This window comes from Methylothermaceae bacteria B42, assembly GCA_001566965.1.
In the GTDB taxonomy this organism is placed as follows: Bacteria; Pseudomonadota; Gammaproteobacteria; order Methylococcales; family Methylothermaceae; genus Methylohalobius.
Map to the genome: position 1 here is coordinate 103,376 of LSNW01000012.1, position 19,125 is coordinate 122,500.

The 19,125-nt window shown below is 48.8% G+C and carries 17 protein-coding genes, 1 other RNA gene and 1 pseudogene (1 of these 19 running past the window's edge); 10 read left to right on the forward strand and 9 right to left on the reverse strand.

The window, feature by feature from the left end; all coding sequences use genetic code 11:
• Positions 1-42: 42 nt before the first annotated feature.
• The 4 genes from AXA67_00575 to gidA are packed head-to-tail and all read right to left on the reverse strand — an operon-like array spanning position 43 to position 4,169.
• On the reverse strand, positions 43-891 hold the full coding sequence (locus tag AXA67_00575) for a chromosome partitioning protein ParB (protein ID KXJ41333.1): 849 nt from the start codon (positions 889-891) through the stop codon (positions 43-45).
• Entirely contained in the window at positions 881-1,672 is a 792-nt protein-coding gene (locus AXA67_00580; GenBank protein ID KXJ41334.1) for a chromosome partitioning protein, read from the reverse strand. Before AXA67_00580 ends, AXA67_00575 begins: the two co-directional genes overlap by 11 nt.
• Positions 1,669-2,298: a hypothetical protein gene (locus AXA67_00585; GenBank protein KXJ41335.1), complete on the reverse strand. Its 630-nt coding sequence runs from the start codon at positions 2,296-2,298 to the stop codon at positions 1,669-1,671. Before AXA67_00585 ends, AXA67_00580 begins: the two co-directional genes overlap by 4 nt.
• On the reverse strand, positions 2,295-4,169 hold the full coding sequence (gene gidA, locus AXA67_00590; protein ID KXJ41336.1) for a tRNA uridine(34) 5-carboxymethylaminomethyl synthesis enzyme MnmG: 1,875 nt from the start codon (positions 4,167-4,169) through the stop codon (positions 2,295-2,297). The genes AXA67_00585 and gidA overlap by 4 nt, the downstream gene beginning before the upstream one ends.
• A 53-nt stretch (positions 4,170-4,222) precedes the next feature.
• On the opposite strand from gidA, the gene AXA67_00595 reads away from it, so the two are divergent.
• The 5 genes and pseudogenes from AXA67_00595 (at position 4,223) to AXA67_00615 (ending at position 11,845) form a co-directional block, all read left to right on the forward strand.
• Positions 4,223-5,134 carry an AAA family ATPase gene (locus AXA67_00595; GenBank protein ID KXJ41355.1) on the forward strand — a complete coding sequence of 304 codons (912 nt, stop codon included), beginning with the start codon at positions 4,223-4,225 and terminating at the stop codon, positions 5,132-5,134.
• An 8-nt stretch (positions 5,135-5,142) separates the two neighbouring features.
• Positions 5,143-6,105, forward strand: coding sequence for a hypothetical protein (locus AXA67_00600; protein ID KXJ41337.1), 963 nt, complete (start codon positions 5,143-5,145; stop codon positions 6,103-6,105).
• 67 nt (positions 6,106-6,172) lie between these two features.
• Positions 6,173-8,119: a hypothetical protein gene (locus tag AXA67_00605; protein ID KXJ41338.1), complete on the forward strand. Its 1,947-nt coding sequence runs from the start codon at positions 6,173-6,175 to the stop codon at positions 8,117-8,119.
• A gap of 296 nt (positions 8,120-8,415) precedes the next feature.
• Positions 8,416-8,877 (forward strand): peptidylprolyl isomerase, encoded by a 462-nt coding sequence (locus tag AXA67_00610; GenBank protein ID KXJ41339.1) that lies wholly within the window; start codon positions 8,416-8,418, stop codon positions 8,875-8,877.
• A gap of 403 nt (positions 8,878-9,280) precedes the next feature.
• Positions 9,281-11,845: pseudogene (locus AXA67_00615) on the forward strand (hypothetical protein).
• 121 nt (positions 11,846-11,966) lie between these two features.
• On the opposite strand, the gene AXA67_00620 reads toward AXA67_00615, so the two are convergent.
• Positions 11,967-12,626: a ribose-5-phosphate isomerase gene (locus AXA67_00620; protein ID KXJ41340.1), complete on the reverse strand. Its 660-nt coding sequence runs from the start codon at positions 12,624-12,626 to the stop codon at positions 11,967-11,969.
• A gap of 147 nt (positions 12,627-12,773) precedes the next feature.
• Here AXA67_00620 and AXA67_00625 point away from each other — a divergent pair, with 147 nt between their 5' ends.
• Positions 12,774-14,306, forward strand: coding sequence for a threonine ammonia-lyase (locus AXA67_00625; protein ID KXJ41341.1), 1,533 nt, complete (start codon positions 12,774-12,776; stop codon positions 14,304-14,306).
• Here AXA67_00625 and AXA67_00630 read toward each other — a convergent pair.
• The 4 genes from AXA67_00630 to AXA67_00645 all read right to left on the reverse strand — a co-directional run bounded on the left by AXA67_00630 (position 14,271) and on the right by AXA67_00645 (position 15,898).
• Positions 14,271-14,768 carry an EVE domain-containing protein gene (locus tag AXA67_00630; GenBank protein KXJ41342.1) on the reverse strand — a complete coding sequence of 166 codons (498 nt, stop codon included), beginning with the start codon at positions 14,766-14,768 and terminating at the stop codon, positions 14,271-14,273. The genes AXA67_00625 and AXA67_00630 overlap by 36 nt on opposite strands.
• Before the next feature lie 29 nt (positions 14,769-14,797).
• A non-coding RNA gene (gene ssrS / locus AXA67_00635) (6S RNA) lies at positions 14,798-14,982 on the reverse strand.
• A 371-nt stretch (positions 14,983-15,353) separates the two neighbouring features.
• Positions 15,354-15,662: a hypothetical protein gene (locus tag AXA67_00640; protein ID KXJ41343.1), complete on the reverse strand. Its 309-nt coding sequence runs from the start codon at positions 15,660-15,662 to the stop codon at positions 15,354-15,356.
• Positions 15,659-15,898 (reverse strand): hypothetical protein, encoded by a 240-nt coding sequence (locus tag AXA67_00645; GenBank protein KXJ41344.1) that lies wholly within the window; start codon positions 15,896-15,898, stop codon positions 15,659-15,661. Before AXA67_00645 ends, AXA67_00640 begins: the two co-directional genes overlap by 4 nt.
• A 52-nt stretch (positions 15,899-15,950) precedes the next feature.
• Between AXA67_00645 and AXA67_00650 the strand changes: the two genes are divergently transcribed.
• The 4 genes in view from AXA67_00650 to AXA67_00665 are tightly spaced (at most 4 nt apart) and all read left to right on the forward strand, a layout consistent with a single transcriptional unit that may run on beyond the window.
• A complete protein-coding gene (locus AXA67_00650) occupies positions 15,951-16,517 on the forward strand; it encodes a hypothetical protein (protein ID KXJ41345.1) in 567 nt (188 codons plus the stop codon).
• Positions 16,507-17,829, forward strand: coding sequence for a Xaa-Pro aminopeptidase (locus AXA67_00655; GenBank protein ID KXJ41346.1), 1,323 nt, complete (start codon positions 16,507-16,509; stop codon positions 17,827-17,829). The genes AXA67_00650 and AXA67_00655 overlap by 11 nt, the downstream gene beginning before the upstream one ends.
• Positions 17,816-19,006, forward strand: coding sequence for a hypothetical protein (locus AXA67_00660; GenBank protein KXJ41347.1), 1,191 nt, complete (start codon positions 17,816-17,818; stop codon positions 19,004-19,006). The genes AXA67_00655 and AXA67_00660 overlap by 14 nt, the downstream gene beginning before the upstream one ends.
• A 4-nt stretch (positions 19,007-19,010) precedes the next feature.
• Positions 19,011-19,125 carry the beginning of a hypothetical protein gene (locus tag AXA67_00665; GenBank protein KXJ41348.1) on the forward strand. Its footprint extends 725 nt past the window's final position, so 115 of the gene's 840 nt are visible here — the first part of the coding sequence; it begins with the start codon at positions 19,011-19,013; its stop codon lies off the right edge, out of view.

Here is a 19,125-nt window from a genome sequence, read left to right on the forward strand (position 1 = left end):
GGCGCTCGGAGCTTTCGAGCGCCTTTTCGTTTTCCAGCAGGATTAGCGAATTCTTGCCAGCAACCCTTCCAACTGGTCCAGATCACTATAATCAATCAACAGTTTACCCTTGCCGCTTTTACTGTGACGGATTGTCACTCTAGCACCTAATTTGCTGGAAAGGTCTTCCTGCAGCCGCTGAATATCTGGATCTAATCGTTGGGTTTTAGGCAGCACCGGAGAAGAGGATTGCTGATATTTTCTAACCAGTTGTTCCGTCGCCCTGACTGTCATCTTGCCATCGGCAACTTTTAAAGCAGCTTCTACCTGCTTTTCTCCCACCAGCCCCAAAAGCGCCCGGGCATGGCCCATTTCAATCCGTCCTTCCTGTAACAGCTTTTTAACTTTCGGCTGTAATTCCAAAAGCCGGAGTAAATTGGTAATGGAAGCTCTGGATTTCCCTACCGCTTCCGCCAGCTGTTGATGGGTCATGTCGAATTCTTCCAGCAAGCGACACAGAGATTCTGCTTGTTCCAAGGGGTTTAGATCTTCCCGCTGGATATTTTCGATTAGCGCCACCGCCAATGCGACGCGGTCGTCCATTTCCCGAATGACTACCGGAATTTCACTCAAACCGGCAATGTGGGCGGCCCGCCAACGCCTTTCTCCGGCAATCAATTCAAATTCATCCGTGCCCTTGGCGCGCACGACAATGGGTTGAACCACGCCGTGGGCTTTGATGGAATCAGCCAGTTCCTGTAACTTGTCCAAATCCAGGTCTTTACGGGGTTGATAGCGCCCAGGCTCGATTTTATTGAGGGGCAGGGTTTGGGTGGGCGTGACCGGAGTCGTAGCTGCGTCTCCCAGCAGGGCATCCAATCCACGGCCCAGTCCCCGCTTTTTAATTGCCATGAGTATTCTCCATCACAACCTCATCCCGGCGCACCAATTCACTGGCCAAGGCCAGATATGCCTGGGCGCCGCGAGAGGATTTATCGTAATGAATCACTGGCAACCCATGGCTTGGCGCTTCCGCAAGACGGATATTCCGGGGAATGCAGGTGCGAAGCAATTTGTCAGCAAAATGGCCCTGTAGCTGATCTGAAACGTCTTTGGTCAAGCGGCTTCTCGGATCGTACATGGTGCGCAGTAAACCTACCAACGATAATTTCGGATTCACCGTTTTGCGGATATTGGCCAATGTTTCCATCAAGGCGGATAATCCTTCCAGAGCATAGTATTCGCATTGCATCGGTATCAGCACACCGTGGGCGGCAACCATGGCGTTCAAAGTCAGCATATTCAGGGAGGGTGGGCAATCAATCAAAATGTATTGATAGTTTTCCTTCACTGCTGACAAGGCTTGGGCCAATCTTCTTTCCCGCTTGTCGGCGGTCATCAATGCCACTTCCGCCGCCGTCAGATCCGAATTTGCCGGAATAATATCAAAGTTGAAATCCTTCAGCGACAAAATAACCTCTTCTGTTTCCGCTTCCTCCAGAAGCAAATCACAGCAGTTTAACTTCACCGATTCTTTGTCCACGCCGCATCCCATGGTGGCATTTCCCTGGGGATCAATGTCCACCAATAATACCTTACGCTTCGTCAGCGCCAGGGAGGCGGCCAAATTAACGCTGGTCGTGGTTTTGCCAACGCCGCCTTTTTGATTGGCCACCGCAATAATTTTCGTCATGGGGTACAAGGAGCTTCAATTTCCACAAGATGGCGCTCTGCTTCCAGTCCCGGCACGGTCACGGGTTTGACCTGGTAATTCGCCATCGCCAAGGTTTCCAGTTCTGTTTTGGGATGCTTTCCCTTCATCGCAATAAATTTGCCTCCCGGCTTGATTAAATGACGGCAACGGTCAAAACCAACCGCCACTTGTGCAAATGCGCGGGTAACCACCGTATCAAATTTTTCCTTGGGTTGGAATTGTTCCACCCGGGATTGAATCGCTTCCACATGACTTAGCTTTAATTCGAGCGCGGCCTGGCGGACAAAGCGGATTTTCTTTGCTGAGGCATCCAACAGGACAAATTTCTGTTCCGGTTCGAAAATCGCCAGAGGAAGTCCCGGAAAACCCGCGCCGGTTCCCACATCCAAAATTCTGTTTCCATGCAAAAAAGGGCGAACAGTCAGACTATCGAGAATGTGAAGCGTAACAAATCCTTTCTGGTCCGTCACGGTCGTCAAGTTGAAAACCTTGTTCCAGCGTTGAAGGAGCCCAAACAACTGCTCAAGCTTTTCCATTCTCTCCGGCGCTGGCTCCAGGGACAACGCTTTCAAGCCGGATATCAGTTCCTGATCAATAGAGATCATGCACTTTTCTTTTTCAAATGAACCAGCAACAGAGAAACCGCCGCTGGCGTAACGCCGGGAATTCTGGCTGCCTGGCCTAAAGTGACTGGTTTTAGCGCCGTCAATTTTTCCCTGACTTCTTGAGACAGCCCCGATACGTCTTGATAGTTCATGTTCTCCGGCAAAGGCAGCGCTTCATAGCGGCGGGTGCGTTCGATTTCCGTTTGCTGGCGCTGGATATACCCCGAATACTTGGCTTGAATTTCCACCTGTTCCAAAACCTTGTCATCCGAGTCATCGTCGGCCAGCAATCCCAAAGCCAGCAGTTGATTTACGGTTACTTCCGGACGGCGCAACAATTCCGCTAAATTGGCTTCCCGCTGAAGCGGATTCTTCAAAAATTCCGACAACTTTTCTGCAGCGGAGTCGGAAGTTCTGATCCAGGTAGTTTCCAGTTGTTTTTGTAACGCTTCAATCGCTTCTTGCTTGCGTTGGAATGCCGCCCATCTCTGGTCATCCACCAATCCCAATTCACGCCCCTTTTCCGTCAAGCGCAGATCGGCATTATCCTCCCGCAGCAGCAAACGGTATTCCGCCCGGCTGGTAAACATGCGGTAGGGTTCCAAGGTTCCGCGGGTAGTCAAATCATCAATCATGACGCCGATATAGGCTTCATCCCGTCTCGGCCACCAAGGTTCCAGATCCCTGGCCTTGCGGGCCGCGTTGAGACCGGCAATCAAACCCTGGGCGGCGGCTTCTTCGTAACCGGTCGTGCCATTGATCTGCCCGGCAAAAAACAGATTTTCCATGGCCTTTGTTTCCAAACTCGGCTTGAGTCCCCTGGGATCGAAATAGTCGTATTCGATAGCGTACCCCGGACGGGTGATGTGGGCTTTTTCAAAGCCTGGAATCGAACGAATGAATGCCATTTGCGTGTCGAAAGGCAGGCTGGTGGAGACCCCGTTGGGATAAACCTCGTGGGTTTCCAGGCCTTCCGGTTCCACAAAAATTTGATGGGACTCGCGCTCGGCAAACCGCACTACTTTATCTTCAATGGAAGGGCAATAACGGGGTCCTGTTCCTTCAATGGCGCCCGTGAACATGGGGGAGCGGTCCAGACTGCCACGGATAATCTCGTGGGTCCGGCGGTTGGTCCGGGTGATGTAACAAGATACCTGCCGGGGATGATGTTCCGGCTTTCCCAAAAAAGAAAACACCGGCACCGGTTCATCCCCCGGTTGTGGTTCCATGACGCTGTAATCCAGGCTGCGCCCATCAAGCCGTGGTGGCGTACCGGTCTTGAGCCTGCCTACTTGAAAATCCAGCGCCCGCAATCTCTCTGCCAGCGCGTTGGAAGGACTATCTCCGGCGCGCCCACCCTGATAGTTCGCTGGACCAATATGAATCACGCCGCCAAGAAATGTACCGACTGTCAAAACCACACAACGGGCGCGAAAACGTAGCCCCATTTGTGTCACCACCCCGGCGGCACGGTAATTTTCCACCATCAAATCGGAAACCGATTGCTGAAAGAGACACAAATTAGGCTGGTTTTCCAGCGCCTGACGGATCATTTTCTTGTATAAAAGCCGGTCGGCCTGGGCCCGGGTGGCACGCACCGCCGGTCCCTTGGAAGCATTAAGAATGCGGAATTGAATCCCGGCGTGATCGATGGCCTGAGCCATCACCCCACCCAAGGCGTCAATCTCCTTGACCAAATGCCCTTTGCCAATGCCGCCAATCGCCGGGTTACAGCTCATTTGTCCCAAGGTTTCAATATTCTGGGTCAGAAGCAACGTTTTAGCGCCGCTGCGGGCCGCGGCCAAGGCCGCCTCCGTACCTGCATGGCCACCGCCAACGACAATGACATCGAAAGTTTGCTCAAATTCCATGGTATGAACTAAGCTTGAAAATCATTATTGAAAAAACATTATACAGCGCCACCGTGGAAGACACCCTAAGACATCTCCTGGATACTGCCTCACAAATCATATTAGGCAAGCGCCGGCAAATTGAACTGGCGGTTTGCTGCCTGCTGGCCCGGGGCCATCTATTGATTGAGGATATTCCCGGTGTCGGTAAAACCACCCTGTCTCATACCTTGGCCAAATTGTTGGGATTGAGTTACCAAAGAGTCCAGTTCACCAGCGATCTGTTGCCCGCCGATATCCTGGGCGCCATGATCTTCGATAGTCAGACCAATTCCTTTACCTTTCATCCCGGCCCCATTTTCAACCAAGTGGTGCTGGCCGATGAAATCAACCGCGCATCCCCCAAGACCCAAAGCGCGCTGCTGGAAGCCATGGAGGAATATCAGGTCAGTATTGAAGGACACACCCATCCACTGCCGCAGCCCTTCTTCGTCATCGCCACCCAAAATCCAGTCCATCAGACCGGTACCTTTCCGCTGCCGGAATCTCAATTAGACCGGTTTTTGATGCGGATTTCCCTGGGATATCCAGACCGCCAGGCAGAAAGAGCTTTACTCAAAGGAGAGTCCCGTCATCAATTGCTGCAAAATCAGCCTGCCTGCATGACGCCCGATCAATTGATTGCCATGCAAAGACAAGTCCAGACCATTTATGTTTCCGCCCCTTTGCTGGATTATGTTCAGGATTTGCTGGAATACAGCCGGCAATCGCCGGAATATCCGCTGGGACTTTCTCCCCGGGCGGGACTGTCTCTGTTGCAAGCCGCCAAAGCCTGGGCCTATATGCAAGGACGCAACAGTGTGTACCCTGAAGATGTCCAGGCCATTTTAGCGCCGGTCGCGGCTCACAGACTGCAATCGGCCACTGGAATCGTGGATTTGGACAATTGTATCCAACCCTTGTTGAATCACGTACCCATTCCTTAAACGTATTTGTGGCCTCTTCCCTGACCTTGCGTCAACGTTTCAATATTCAACGCTTCCTGCGAGGCGAGCGTTACGGGCGGGAAACCATCACCCTCAATCATCGCCGGATTTTTATCCTGCCCACCCGGGCAGGGTTGGGATTTTTTTTATTGTTACTTTTACTATGGCTGACTTCAGCCAACTATAACAATAACCTGGGCTATATTCTTGCCTACCTGCTGGCAAGCATGGGCATGGTATCCATTATTCATGCCTATCGCCAATTGGTAGAGCTTAAGATCCACCCGGAAACCATCAACCCGGTTTTTGCCGGTGAGAAGGCATTGTTTACGCTCACCATAAATAATCCTTCCCCCCGGCGGCGGGAAGCCATCACTGTCACTCACTACCTGGCTAATTCCCAGCAAGTATCCTTCGATTCCAATGATACTCGGATGATCCAAATACCTTTATCCAGCCATCGGCGCGGCAAATTCAAAGTGGGTACCGTCACCCTGGCGACGGTTTACCCCTTGGGTCTATTTCGAGCCTGGGCGCCGCTGAACTTTGATCTGGAATGGTGGGTGTATCCTAAACCAGCAGCCAATTCCCTGCCTTTGCCTCATAACCAAAAAAACCGCCGGCAATCCCGGGAGGCTACCGACCGCGATTTCGAGGGTTTTAAAACCTATCAACCCGGCGATTCTCTCAAGCAAATTCATTGGAAAGGCCTTGCCAAAGGCCAAGGACTTCACAGCAAGCAATTTCAAGACGAACCGGAGCCCAATGAAGACCTTTGGCTGGATTGGCAGAAGGTGCCGGGAAAAGATACCGAAGCCCGGTTGAGCCAACTATGCCGTTGGCTTTTGGAAGCGGAGCAAAGCGGAAAGCGTTATGGTTTAACCATGCCGCTGGCTTCCTTGCCTCCCGATCAAGGAAAAAACCACCTTCACGCTTGTTTGCAATTATTGGCGGTATACCCCCATGGCTAGTGTCATCATGCCAGTTTCCCCGTCCCGTCAATTGAGGTATGTAAAACCCGGGACGAAGTCGGGTTATATGCTCCACGAAATTGCAAATACCCGTTTTTTTCTTTTCGTCCTGATGGGGGTGATTCTCCCGCATATATTTCATCTACTCTGGCTGCATCTTGCCATTTTCACTTTGTTTTGGGGGTGGTGCTGGACTGCCGTCTCTTATCCCAAACGGCTACCCTCCCGCCTCGGGTTAATCCTGTTGACCTTACTGAGCGCAGCAGCCGTCTTGTTAATCAGCCGTGGTAATTTCACCCTGGAAACCAGCATCGGGCTTTTAATCACCGGCCTGGGATTGAAGTTATTGGAGTTGAAACAACGCCGGGATTTTTACATTGCGGTTTTTCTGTCGTGGTTTGTAACGCTGACCCAATTTTTATTTGATCAGTCCCTATGGATGGCGGGCTACGCCATTCTTTCAACTTTATTCTTATCCGCCGTTTTAATTCTGCAAAACAGCCATCGCACTCGTTTGAAATCAGCGCTAAACACCGCAGTTTGGCTATTCCTGCCGGCTTTACCGTTGATGTTGATCCTGTTCCTGTTTTTTCCCCGCTTGCCCGGGCCTTTCTGGAGCCTGCCCCTGACAAGTGGTCAGGCAAAAACTGGCTTGAGTGACTTTATGGAACCTGGAGCCATCAGCCGGCTGTCCCAATCTTCGGAAGTTGCCTTCCGGGTGGAGTTTCTAGGCGATTTACCGCCTCCCTCCCAACGTTATTGGCGAGCTCAGGTTTTTTGGCGTTTCGATGGCAGGCGTTGGCTACCGTTGCCGGATAATCAAGTATTGGCATTCAACCGTCATCCTCAAGGAAAAGGACGGGAATATCAATACACGGTAACGTTGGAACCCCATAATCAAAATTGGTTATTTTCATTGGGCATACCTGCCAGTGTTCCAAAAATCGCGGTATTAACCCAGGATTGGACGCTGCGAGCCCGAAAAGCGATTGACGAGCGCGTTCTTTATACTCTGAAGTCCTATGAAAGCTATCAATTCCCCCCTTTAACCGCCGAAGAAAGGCAATTGGCGTTACAGTTGCCATTTCCGCCTTCCCAAAAAGTGCAATCATTGTTGGCTCAATGGAAACAGCAAAGCAAAAAGGACCTGGAGATCGCTAAGGCAGCCATGGGTTTCTTCCGCCGCAACGGTTTTGTTTATACGCTCAATCCTACGCCGTTACATCACAATTTCATTGAACGTTTTTTATTTGAAACCCGGCAAGGTTTTTGTGAACACTACGCCGCTGCTTTTGTATATCTGATGCGGGCATCAGGCATACCCGCCCGGGTTGTCGGAGGGTATATGGGGGGATATTTCAATCCGGTGGGAAATTTTATCGAAGTCTATCAAGCCAATGCCCATGCATGGGCGGAAATTTGGATATCGGGCAAGGGCTGGACCCGTTTCGATCCAACTCAAATGGTAGCGCCTGCCTACATGGAACAGGCGCTGAATATGCCCGTGCCGGGTCTGGCGGAATATTTGCATTTTAGAAATACCGATGGCATCTCAAAGCGCTTTTCAGCTAGCTCTGACTTCTGGCGAAAAATGCGGTATAGCGTTTTGACCCTTTGGTCCACACTCAACCACAGTTGGCACCGTTGGGTTTTGGGGTTTGATACGGATCATCAACAACAATTGTGGCAATGGTTGCAGTACTGGAAATCTCTTTTGACGGTTGCGGTGGTAGCAATTATCTCAATGTTATTGATTGCTTGGTTTTTGCTTCGCCAGCATTCTAGGGTGGATCCTGTTCAGCGGCTGTATCAGCGATTTTTAGCCAAATTATCCAAACGAGGAATTTCCAAAACGCCTTCACAATCCCCTTCTTGCTTTGCTGACAAGGCCGCTGCTCTCTGTCCTGATCAGGCAACATTGATTCGGCAAATCACCTCCGAATATTTAGCGTTGCGTTATGGCCGTAAAAGCAACCATAAACAATTACAAAGATTAATTTCACAACTTAATTAACATAGAAGTTTTTTAAGAAAGAAGATTATCTTTGTTACTACGGAAGGTTTTTTGCTGTATAATCTTAATTTTACTATATAAAACAATAATTTATGTTTAATTTTTCTTGTTTGGAACACTGTGTGAAAGTGCGAATGAATTGTGGATAAAATGGGAAAATAAAATATCCACAAAAATATTGCTATTTATCCACAAGGTTTGAAACGTTTTATTCTAAATTGAACAAAAATTATCTTTTTTGAGTCAATGAAGCTATCATTAACGTTTTAGCAGAATTCCTTTAAGGCTATAGATTTATGCAAGTATCTGAAAATAAAGTTGTTTCTATCCACTACACCCTAAAAAACGACGCTGGCGAAGTCATCGATTCTTCCACTGGCCGTGATCCGCTCACCTATCTACATGGCGCGGGTAACATCATTCCTGGTCTGGAAAAAGCATTGGCTGGCAAGGATAGCGGGGAACATGTGGATGTCAGCATCGCTCCCGAAGAAGCCTATGGCGCACGTAACGAATCTTTAATACAGTCTGTTCCTAAAGCGGCTTTTGAAGGTGTGGACAAGATTGAGCCTGGCATGCAATTTCAAGCTCAAACCCCTTCTGGAATGCAGGTGTTGACTGTTGTTGAAGTGAAAGACGACGAAGTCGTGGTGGATGGTAATCACCCCCTTGCCGGCCAAACTCTTCATTTTTCGGTGGATATCGCCGAGGTCAGAGACGCCACCGAAGAAGAGCTGTCCCACGGACATGCTCATTAATTAAGCAAAGTCTAATTCATTTCAGACTTTCTACAGCACAAGGACGTGCCGGCAAAATCAAACTATCGGGGGTTTGTTTCTTCAAATCTCCATAGTTTGTTTGCGGGAAAACGGGCAAGAGAATGGATTCTTCATCACCCCTTATAGATAATCTGGCCATTCCAGTCCATCGGCACCTGGATTAGCGCTGTCATTACCTTTCAATGCTGCAGTGGATTTTACTGCGTGGCTATTTCCCGATTCACCTTTCAAGAGCTTGTTCGCGGTCAATGTATTGAACAGGTTACGCCAAGAATGGTTGAACTAAACGACTTGTTCTTGTATCAACCTTTCCTACGTATTATCTTAAACGACTTTGACTCCCTTCCTAATAGACAGATTACGGCAAAAATAAGAGGAAGCCATGCGGAACTGGAAAAAGCTAGCAATTATCACTGGAGCAGGGATTGTTACTCTCGGTTTACTTCTGTTAATCGGGGGATTACTGCTCAGCCATTTCCTGATTGATTTATGGTGGTTTAATTCCCTGGATTTTGGTGGTTATTTCTGGCTTAAGCTTCTCTACCGTTACATTCTGTCAGGCTTGGTGACCCTCTTTTTCTTTGCCATTTTCTTTCTCAATTTTTGGGTTGCTTCGGGATTTTTAGGCTTTCAGTCAGGCCGCCAATCGCAACCCTCCATCATCCGCAAATTCCAGACCGGGGCGATGGAGGTGTATACACCACTGTCATTGGTCTTGGCCATAATCATTGCGGTGCCTTTTTATAAGCAATGGCAGATGGGCCTACTCTATTTTTTTGGACCGGCTGCGCAAATAGATGATCCGGTCTATGGCTTGGATGTCAGCTTTTATCTTTTTGATTTGCCCATATATTTTATCATTCAAAGGGGTCTAATGATTACGTTTGCCATTTTATTAGTGGCAACGGCACTGTTGTATTGGGTCGAACATAAAATCATCCCACAAAGAAAACAAGCGTTTCCTTCCGGTGCCAAAATTCATCTAACGATTCAAGCGGTTTTAATGGTACTGATTATTGGTTGGGGGTTTATGCTCCAACGCTTTGAGCTTTTATATGTCAGCCGCCACGAACCCGTATTCTTTGGTCCAGGATTTGTAGAGATCCGTTATCTTTTACCCTTAATCTGGCTGGCGCTTTTTACCTTTTTGGGCGCGGCATTCAGTGCCATTTTTTATGCACACAAAAGAAAAGGGATGTGGTTAGGGCTCATTTTCTTTTGTGTATTTGTGGTAGTGCAAGGCCTTCGTTATGTCGAGCTTATTCCAGCCTTGTTGGAGCAATACATCGTCAAGGCCAATCCAGTCACTACCGAAGGCGTGTTCATGAAGAACAACATTGAGGCCACCCTTCACGCTTACAATTTGGACGAAGTTTCTACAGTCAATTTCCAAATCAGCTTGAGGCCAGAGGAGGATATTGGGGAAAGTGCTCAAGATTACATCACTAATATTCCAGTGTGGGACGAGAATTTTCTTTATGACGTATATCAACAACTGCAAGGCCTCAGACCGTACTACCGGTTCAGTCCCGTGGATGTGGCCCGTTATACCATCCAGGGACGCGTACAGCAGGTCAACCTGGCTGCACGCGAGATTAACTTGACCAATCTCCCAAGGGAGGCAGCGGAAACCTGGGAAAACCAGCACTTGCGTTATACCCATGGGTTTGGCGTAGTGATGACGCCGGCAGCCCAAAAAGGGGACCGTCCCATGGAATGGTACATTCGTGACCTGACCCTATATTCCCCAGTGGGATTCAAAATCGAAACCCCGGATATTTATTACGGCCAAGAAAATCTGGACTATGTCATTGTTCCCAATGAACTGGAAGTGGCCGAAGTTGCTGGAACTCAAATTAATCCCGCTAAATATCATGGCGGTGGCGGTGTTGAAATTAAATCCTTATTTCGCAAGCTTATTTCCGCCGTTTATTTTAAAGATCCTAAAATCTTTTTCTCCATCAATATCAGTGAGGAAAGCCGACTGCGTATCCGCCGCAATATTTTGGAGCGGGTACAGGAGTTGGTGCCGTATATTCACATCGATAGCGATCCTTACGTTGTGGTGACGGCTGACAGGCTTTACTGGGTCATCGACGGCTATACCACATCCGACTGGTATCCGGTCTCCAAGCCGATGGTGCTCTCTGCCAGTGGTCAGTCAGAAAGCTTGATGGAGATCAATTACATCAGAAATTCCGTCAAGATTGTTGTGGATGCTTACGACGGCCACGTGGATTTTTATATTTCCGATCCCAACGATCCTATTATTCGGGCTTATTCCCGGGCATTTCCTGGCGTATTTCAATCCATCAGAACCATGCCCAGGGATTTGCAGGCCCAGCTTCGCTACCCCCGGGATTTTTTTAAGCTACAAATGCAAATTTATGCCAAATATCACCAACTGGAACCAGAACTTTTTTATCAACAGGCCGAAACCTGGGATTTCGCCAAAGAGAAAGATGTCCCCAAAAAACCCTATTACCTGACGGTGCAATTGGTGGAAAAATCCCATCCCCATTTACAGCCATTTGTCCAAATTAGCCCCATGACTCCGATTGGCCGGGATAATCTCAGTGCCTTGGCCATTGCTGGTGTTCGGGATCTGCAAGAATCTCCCTATCAACCAGAACTGGTGGTATATAAATTCAAAAAGGAAATTCAAGTGGATGGACCGGCCCAAATCAATGCTTTGATCGATCAGGATCCGGAGGTTTCCGCAGAGTTTACTTTATGGGATCAACGCGGCTCAGTGGTGAAGCGGGGACGGATTATTGTTCTTCCTGTGGGACATTCTGTGTTATATGTCCAACCCGTGTATTTGATCTCTGAGGCGGAAACCAAAATCCCTCAATTGACACGGGTGATTGTTTCCATGGGCAATGTGGTGGTGATGGAACGGTCTTTGGATGAAGCTTTTGCTAAATTGCGTCAAGAGTTGATAGAAAAAACCAAGAGGGAAATGGAAATGCGCGGTCCTGTGACTGGCAATCCTGCCACTGCCGCACCGGCGCATAAACACTGAGGGAAGTAAAATAAGCCCGCTCAATTGCGGGCTCCAATTCACATTAAACCGTTAAAGTTTCGACGCCGCTTTCAGTTCCTACCAGCACTACATCAGCCGGGCGTAAGGCGAAAATACCTACAGTGACGACACCGGGGATGTTATTGATGGTTTTCTCCATTTCAATGGGTTCCATGATGGACAGATTGTGGACATCGATGATTTCGTTGCCATTATCAGTACTGTAGTTCTCCCGCCATTCCGGTTGACCGCCTAATTTCACCATTTGCCTGGAAACAAAGCTGCGGGCCATGGGAATCACTTCGATGGGCAAAGGGAATTTACCCAAGATATCGACGCATTTGCCTTCATCGGCGATGCAAACGAATTTTTTACTTGCGGCGGCGATGATTTTTTCCCGGGTCAATGCGCCACCACCACCCTTGATTAACTGCAATCTGGGATTGATTTCATCGGCGCCGTCCACATAAACTTCCAGATCCCCAACAGCATTGAGGTCCAGCACTGGAATGCCCAATTTTTTAAGCCGCTCGGTGCTCATTTCCGAACTCGATACCGCGCCTTCGATTTCTGCTTTGAAATCAGCCAGAAAATCGATGAAATGATTGACGGTGGAACCAGTACCTACGCCAATAATGGGAACGCCGCGAACATATTCAATGGCGGCTTCAGCGGCTTGTCGTTTTAAATCATCAGGTGTCATGCGGGTCTCCTTAGGTTTTATAGGCTTTTTCGATTCTGTTTAGTTTTTTGTTGCCATCTCATTTGGAGAGTCCATAACGATGGCGGTTTGTGAAACCAGGTTTTACCCAGAGATAATATCGGTCTCTGACGCAAGCTGGCAACGATTATGATAACGAAATATATTGAAAGCATCCTCCGGGCTAGGGTTTACGATGTCGCAAAAGAAACCCCGCTTGATTTTGCGCCTAATTTATCTTCCCGTTTGCACAATAGCGTGTATTTAAAGCGCGAGGATTTGCAACCGGTCTTTTCATTCAAGCTCAGGGGGGCGTATAACAAAATTTGCCACTTGACGCCTTCAGAGCGGGAAAAAGGCGTGATAGCCGCCTCGGCAGGCAATCACGCCCAAGGGGTTGCCTTGGCGGCGGCAAAATTGGGTATCAGGGCATTAATCGTCATGCCAGTGACTACGCCAGAAATTAAAGTCGCGGCGGTGAAGCGGTTGAGCGCTGAAATTGAATTGTTCGGCGATAGTTATGACAGCGCCTGTGACCACGCGCTTACTTTGGCCAAGGAAAAAGGTCTGGCGTTTATTCACCCCTATGATGACCAGGATGTGATTGCTGGCCAGGGTACGATTGCCATGGAGATTCTGCGTCAATACACGGACCCGATTCATGGCATCTTTGTCCCGGTGGGTGGCGGCGGGTTGATTGCCGGGATTGCGGCTTATGTGAAATTCCTCTATCCCCAAATCAAAATTATTGGCGTGGAGCCTGAGGATGCTGCAAGCCTTTTTCATGCCTTAAAGGCCAAAAGGCGAGTGATATTGGAACATGTGGGTATTTTTGCCGATGGCGTGGCGGTCAGGCAAATAGGCAAGGAACCTTTTCGCTTGGCCAGGCAATGGGTGGATGAGGTGATTTGCGTCTCGACCGATGAAATCTGCGCCGCCATCAAGGATATTTTCGAAGATACTCGTTCCATTGTAGAACCTGCCGGCGCTCTGGCTGTGGCCGGGATAAAAAAATATGTGGAAGACACGGGTACAACCCAGGCTTGCCTGATCGCTATCGAGAGCGGCGCCAACATGAATTTTGAGCGGCTTCGATATGTGGCGGAACGCACTGAGCTGGGAGAGCATAAAGAAGCACTGCTGACGGTCACCATCCCGGAACGTCCGGGAAGTTTTTTAAGCTTTTGCCGCGCTCTGGGATTACGCGGGATTACCGAATTCAATTATCGGTTCTTTGACGAACGGGAAGCCCAGGTTTTCACCGGTATCAAGATTACCAATCAAGAAGAAAAAGACATCCTCATCCAAGACCTGAAAAATGCGGGTTTTCCGGTGCTGGATATGAGCAGTAACGAATTGGCCAAGGAACACATTCGTTACATGGTAGGCGGACATCCGCCCAAATTACTCGATGAAATTATTTTCCGGGTGGAATTTCCCGAACGCCCGGGTGCTTTGCTCAAATTCTTGACAGCGATGGGCGGGCGCTGGAATATCAGCTTGTTTCATTACCGAAGTCACGGCGCGGCCACGGGGAGGGTACTGGTGGGAGTTCAAGTGCCCAAGGATGAACGCAAATCCTTTAAACAATTTATGGACAGCGTTGGATTTGCCTATCAAGAGGAAACCGAAAATCCCGCTTATCAGTTATTTTTGGGTGGGAATCAGCTTTGCCAACTTTGAAATGAAATCCCAGTGCTGTGATTCCACCGGCATAACCGAAAGGCGGTTACCGCGTTGGAGTAGTTTGAAGCCTTCCAGTTCAGGATAGGATTTCAGTTCACTCAGAGAAATCGTCCGATCGAATTTGCCGACTAATTTTACATCCACCATGAACCAGCGTGGTTTATCCGGGCTGCTTTTGGGATCAAAATACTGGCTGTCGGGATCAAAAGCAGTGAAATCGGGATAGCCTTCCCGAACAACCTCCATCACTCCGACAATCCCCGGTTCTTTACAATTGGAGTGATAAAAAAAAGCCAAATCCCCTGGTTTCATTTGATCGCGCATCATATTCCGTGCCTGATAATTGCGAACCCCATCCCAATGGGTGGTTTGCTTTGGGCAGGCAGCCAAGTTGTCAATACCGAATACAGAGGGTTCTGATTTCATCAACCAGAACTGGAGATTTGATGGGTAATTCATTGGAGGAAAAAATCAAGAAATTAAAAGCAGTATCCCCCGCCTGCGCCGTGAAGTCCTTTCGCTCTTGAACCGAATGGTTCAAGTGGGAACTTGGGTGGTGAATCAGGCTTTCCACTCAAGGTGGACATGCTCACCATCACCAACGCACCTGCTCCCGGGGTTTGGAATTAGGCTCAAGAAGTAACCCAGAACCTCTCGAACGCTGCAGGGGATACTTATGTTTAATTCTACACCAAGTTTAGGATTTGGCTAGGTCGCCATGTGTGCTTTTCAGGGTTTCGTCATTTATTGCCGGGGCAGGTGGTCTGATTCGAAAAACACCGTGAATACTTTCTTGCTGCGCAATCCTGCTGTGCAAGAAAGCCCTGCCCAAACATCCCTGTTCGGGCGCTCGCTGGCTGCGAAAGTCCACTGGACTTTCGGTCCGGCTCTCCCCTGTAAGCTCCACGCCGGCCTCCTTGCCGGCGAGGCTTTCGAATCAGACCACCTGCCCTTTTCATCAATCCTTTACATATTCAGATGTCGTGGACCTGGTGTGCTTTTGCGCTTATTTTGAATGTCAGAATGACCGACAAGATGTTAAATTCAATCCATTTCAGCCAGAACAGCACTGGCTTTGAGGTGCAGTTGTTGAATGTTTTGGGATAATTTGTCTTTGAGTTGGTTGTGCTGGGCGTTTATCCGCACTAACTCGTGGGCAATATTCAAAGCCGCCATGATGGCAATCCGTTCCGACCCAAAAGTGCGGCTTTGTTCACGGATTTCCCGCATTTCATTGCCCAGAAGATCGGCGGCCTGTTGCAGGGTTTCTTTTTCCTCGGCGCTGCAAGCCAATTTGTAAGTCCGGCCCAGGAGTTGGATTTCGATTTGTTCGGTATAAGTTGAATTACTCATGTTTGGGGGCTTAACGCTTGTAGCCTTTCCAGCATGGTTTCCACGCGCTTTTTTGCGGCGCTGGTTTGGGACAGGACTCGTTCTTGTTCTGACAGTAGTTGATTATTTTCCTGCTTTAACTGCTGATTTTCCCTTTGTAATTTTAGGCAAAGGGTGGTTAGTCGCCTTATAGTGTCTGCCAGGAGTTCCAGATCCTTTTCCGGATCAGCGCTAGATTGGTTCTGAGTCGGTTTCATAAAGGCTATGTTTCAAACAATCTTGATTGAATGTTAGCATAAGAAAACTACTATGCTAGGCGGCCGGCACATGGATAAATCGGAAAGCAGCGCTTATTTGCCATTTAGCGAAATATTGAAGGCCCAGAAAATTTCAGCCACCCCTGCCGAAATTCACGGCTTGTTGACTGGACTGCTCAGTTCCAGTGCTCGTTTTACACCCCAACAAGCGTTACAAGAGATGCTGGGGCAGGCGTCCGCCCAGTGGACGCCGGAGTTTGCACGTCTTTTGAGTGACACTTTGAAAAAGGTGCAAATAGATTTGAGCAGTGACGAGCTGGGCTTTGAGTTGTTACTGCCGGATGATGAGATGCCATTGCGAGAAAGAGCCAGCCATTTAGCTGATTGGTGCCAAGGATTTCTTTTTGGGATAGGGCTTGGGGGAGAAAAAAAGCACTCCAAACAGGCTCAAGAAATTTTGCGGGATATTCAATCAATCGCTCAATTGGAGGCTGAAAACGGGGGGGAAGCAGTAGAGCAGGCTTATTTCGAGTTAGTGGAATTTCTCAGAGTGGCGGCGCAATTGTTATATACGGAAAATGAGCTCAACAAAAGGCAGGAAAAACCCTGTGGAAACTGAGGTATTTGCCCGCCGCCGGGCGGAATTCCTGGATCGTCTTGATGAGAATGAGGCTGCCATACTCTGGGCTTCCCGCCCCTGTCCCCGCAATCGTGATGTGGAATATCCCTTCCGTCAAAACAGTGACTTCTACTATTTAACGGGTTTCCCGGAACCTGAAGCAGTGGCGGTTTTTTTACCCGGCCGGAAAAAAGGCGACTATGTGCTTTTTTGTCATGAATATGATGAAAAGAAAGCCCTTTGGGAAGGCGCTCACGCCGGTCTCAAGGGTGCGCAAAAACAATATGGTGCCGAGCAGGCTTTTTCCATTGAAGAACTCGATGAAAAAATGCCCGAACTTCTTCTTGGCCGGGAGAGAGTTCATTGCGGCTTGGGGAGAGATTCAGAGCTTGATCAAAGGCTGTTTAAATGGGTGAATGAGGTCAAGCGTCAAGCCCGTTCAGGTGTGAGAGCGCCGGAAGAATTTATCGATCTCGACCGGGTTCTCCATGAAATGCGCCTGATTAAATCAGCGGAAGAACTACAAGCCATGAAAAGAGCGACGGACATTTCCACCCAGGCCCATATTCTGGCAATGAAGACAACCACGCCAGGGCTCTATGAATATCAAGTTGAGGCCACCATTATCCACGAGTTTATGCGCCAGGGCGCCCGTTTTCCTGCTTATCCTTCCATTGTCGCCGGTGGTGCCAATGCCTGTACCCTGCACTACACGGAAAATAACGATATTTTGCAAGATGGCGATCTGCTGCTGATTGATGCGGGGGCGGAATATGATTATTACGCTGCCGATATTACCCGGACTTTCCCGGTCAATGGGCGTTTCAGTGGGCCGCAAAGGGCCATCTATGAATTGGTTTTGGAAGCTCAATTGGCCGCCATTGAACAAGTCAAACCTGGCAATCATTGGAATGTGCCCCATGAAACGGCGGTTAAGGTATTGACCAAAGGGCTAATTAAATTGGGATTTTTGGAAGGCCGCCCTTCACGCCTGATAAAAAAAGGAGCTTATAAGGACTTTTACATGCACCGCACCGGTCACTGGTTGGGCATGGATGTTCACGACGTGGGCGACTACAAAATTGATGATCAATGGCGGGAACTGCAACCCGGCATGGTACTAACGATTGAACCCGGTCTTTATATAGCTAAAAATTGTAAACAAGTGACAAAAAGGTGGCGTGGCATCGGGGTACGAATTGAAGATGATGTACTGGTAACAGAAACCGGTTGCGAAGTGCTTACCGAAGCCGCGCCAAAAACTGTAGATGCCATTGAAGCATTAATGGAGCAAGCCCGTGAAAACCTATGATGTCCTCATTGTCGGTGGTGGTTTGGCAGGCGGCAGTCTCGCATTAGCTCTTGCGCCGACAGGGTTACGGGTGGCCATGGTGGAATCTGTGACCATCGAGCAGCGCCGAAACTCTCCAGCAGGCGATAGAGCGTTAGCCTTATCGAAAGGATCGGCAACAATCTTCGAAAAACTAGGGATTTGGGCGCTAGTCAAGGATAAAGCAACCCCTATTCGGCAAATTCATGTTTCAGATAAAGGTTATTTTGGCAAAACGCGCTTGGATGCCAACGATTTTGATGTGGAAGCTTTTGGCTATGTAATACCGGCCCGAATATTAGAGAATGCCGTCATTGAAGCTTGCCGGCAAAAGTCGGTAGAGACTATTTGCCCAGCCAAGGCTATCGATTTACATCATCACGCAAGTCACATAGACATTGACGTGGATTGTGCGGGTAAGCAAGAAACCTACAGTGCGAGATTGTTGGTAGCCGCTGATGGCGGCCAATCGAAAATCCGGGAATGGGTAGGCATTGGCCAAAAAGAATACGATTATCAGCAAACCGCGCTTGTGACGACCGTTGTTACGGAAAAATTTCATTCCTATTTCGCTTATGAGCGATTCACCAATGCCGGACCATTAGCCTTGTTACCTTTGCTAAAATCCCGGTGTGCCGTGATTTGGACGCGTACCCATCAACAAGCAAAAGCATTAACTAGTTGCTCTGAAGAAGAATTTTTATCCCAGTTGCAAAATACATTTGGCTGGAAGCTTGGACGCTTGGAACTTGCAGCGCCAGTGCGCAGTTTTCCCTTGCGCCGGATTCAGGCTGAGCGTCTTTTTGCCGAGCGTGTGGCGGTGATCGGCAATGCCGCCCATCAACTGCATCCTGTAGCAGGGCAAGGATTTAATCTTGGGTTGCGTGACGTCATGAGCTTGGCTAAATGCCTTGAAAAACAATCGGATCAAGGCCGCGATCCAGGAGCATTGATAATGTTAGAAAGGTATGCGAATGCCCGTACCAAAGATCATGACCGGGTAATAGGCTTTAGCGACAGCCTGATTCATTTGTTCGCACCTTCAATAAAACCGATGGTGCTTGCCAGAAACTTAGGGCTAGTGTCAATGGATCATCTGCCTCCGGTCAAGCGCTGGTTTGCAAGGCAGGCGATGGGATTAGAGCAAGACTTGGTCTAATCAAATGGCCTTGAGTGACTGGAAACGCTATTTTGGAGTCGCCGGTGTTTCACCTTATGAATCGGTGCGCGCCAAAAGGATTGGCAATTGGTTTGAATGGATTATCCTTTCGTTAGCGG

Bases quoted from the DNA above. Each gene is read 5' to 3' on its own strand.
- AXA67_00640 (KXJ41343.1), bottom strand. From the start codon at position 15,662: ATGAGTAATTCAACTTATACCGAACAAATCGAAATCCAACTCCTGGGC.
- AXA67_00575 (KXJ41333.1), bottom strand. From the start codon at position 891: ATGGCAATTAAAAAGCGGGGACTGGGCCGTGGATTGGATGCCCTGCTG.
- AXA67_00610 (KXJ41339.1), top strand. From the start codon at position 8,416: ATGCAAGTATCTGAAAATAAAGTTGTTTCTATCCACTACACCCTAAAA.
- AXA67_00625 (KXJ41341.1), top strand. From the start codon at position 12,774: ATGATAACGAAATATATTGAAAGCATCCTCCGGGCTAGGGTTTACGAT.
- AXA67_00630 (KXJ41342.1), bottom strand. From the start codon at position 14,768: ATGAATTACCCATCAAATCTCCAGTTCTGGTTGATGAAATCAGAACCC.
- AXA67_00650 (KXJ41345.1), top strand. From the start codon at position 15,951: ATGCTAGGCGGCCGGCACATGGATAAATCGGAAAGCAGCGCTTATTTG.
- AXA67_00605 (KXJ41338.1), top strand. From the start codon at position 6,173: ATGCTCCACGAAATTGCAAATACCCGTTTTTTTCTTTTCGTCCTGATG.
- AXA67_00585 (KXJ41335.1), bottom strand. From the start codon at position 2,298: ATGATCTCTATTGATCAGGAACTGATATCCGGCTTGAAAGCGTTGTCC.
- AXA67_00645 (KXJ41344.1), bottom strand. From the start codon at position 15,898: ATGAAACCGACTCAGAACCAATCTAGCGCTGATCCGGAAAAGGATCTG.
- AXA67_00580 (KXJ41334.1), bottom strand. From the start codon at position 1,672: ATGACGAAAATTATTGCGGTGGCCAATCAAAAAGGCGGCGTTGGCAAA.
- AXA67_00620 (KXJ41340.1), bottom strand. From the start codon at position 12,626: ATGACACCTGATGATTTAAAACGACAAGCCGCTGAAGCCGCCATTGAA.
- gidA (KXJ41336.1), bottom strand. From the start codon at position 4,169: ATGGAATTTGAGCAAACTTTCGATGTCATTGTCGTTGGCGGTGGCCAT.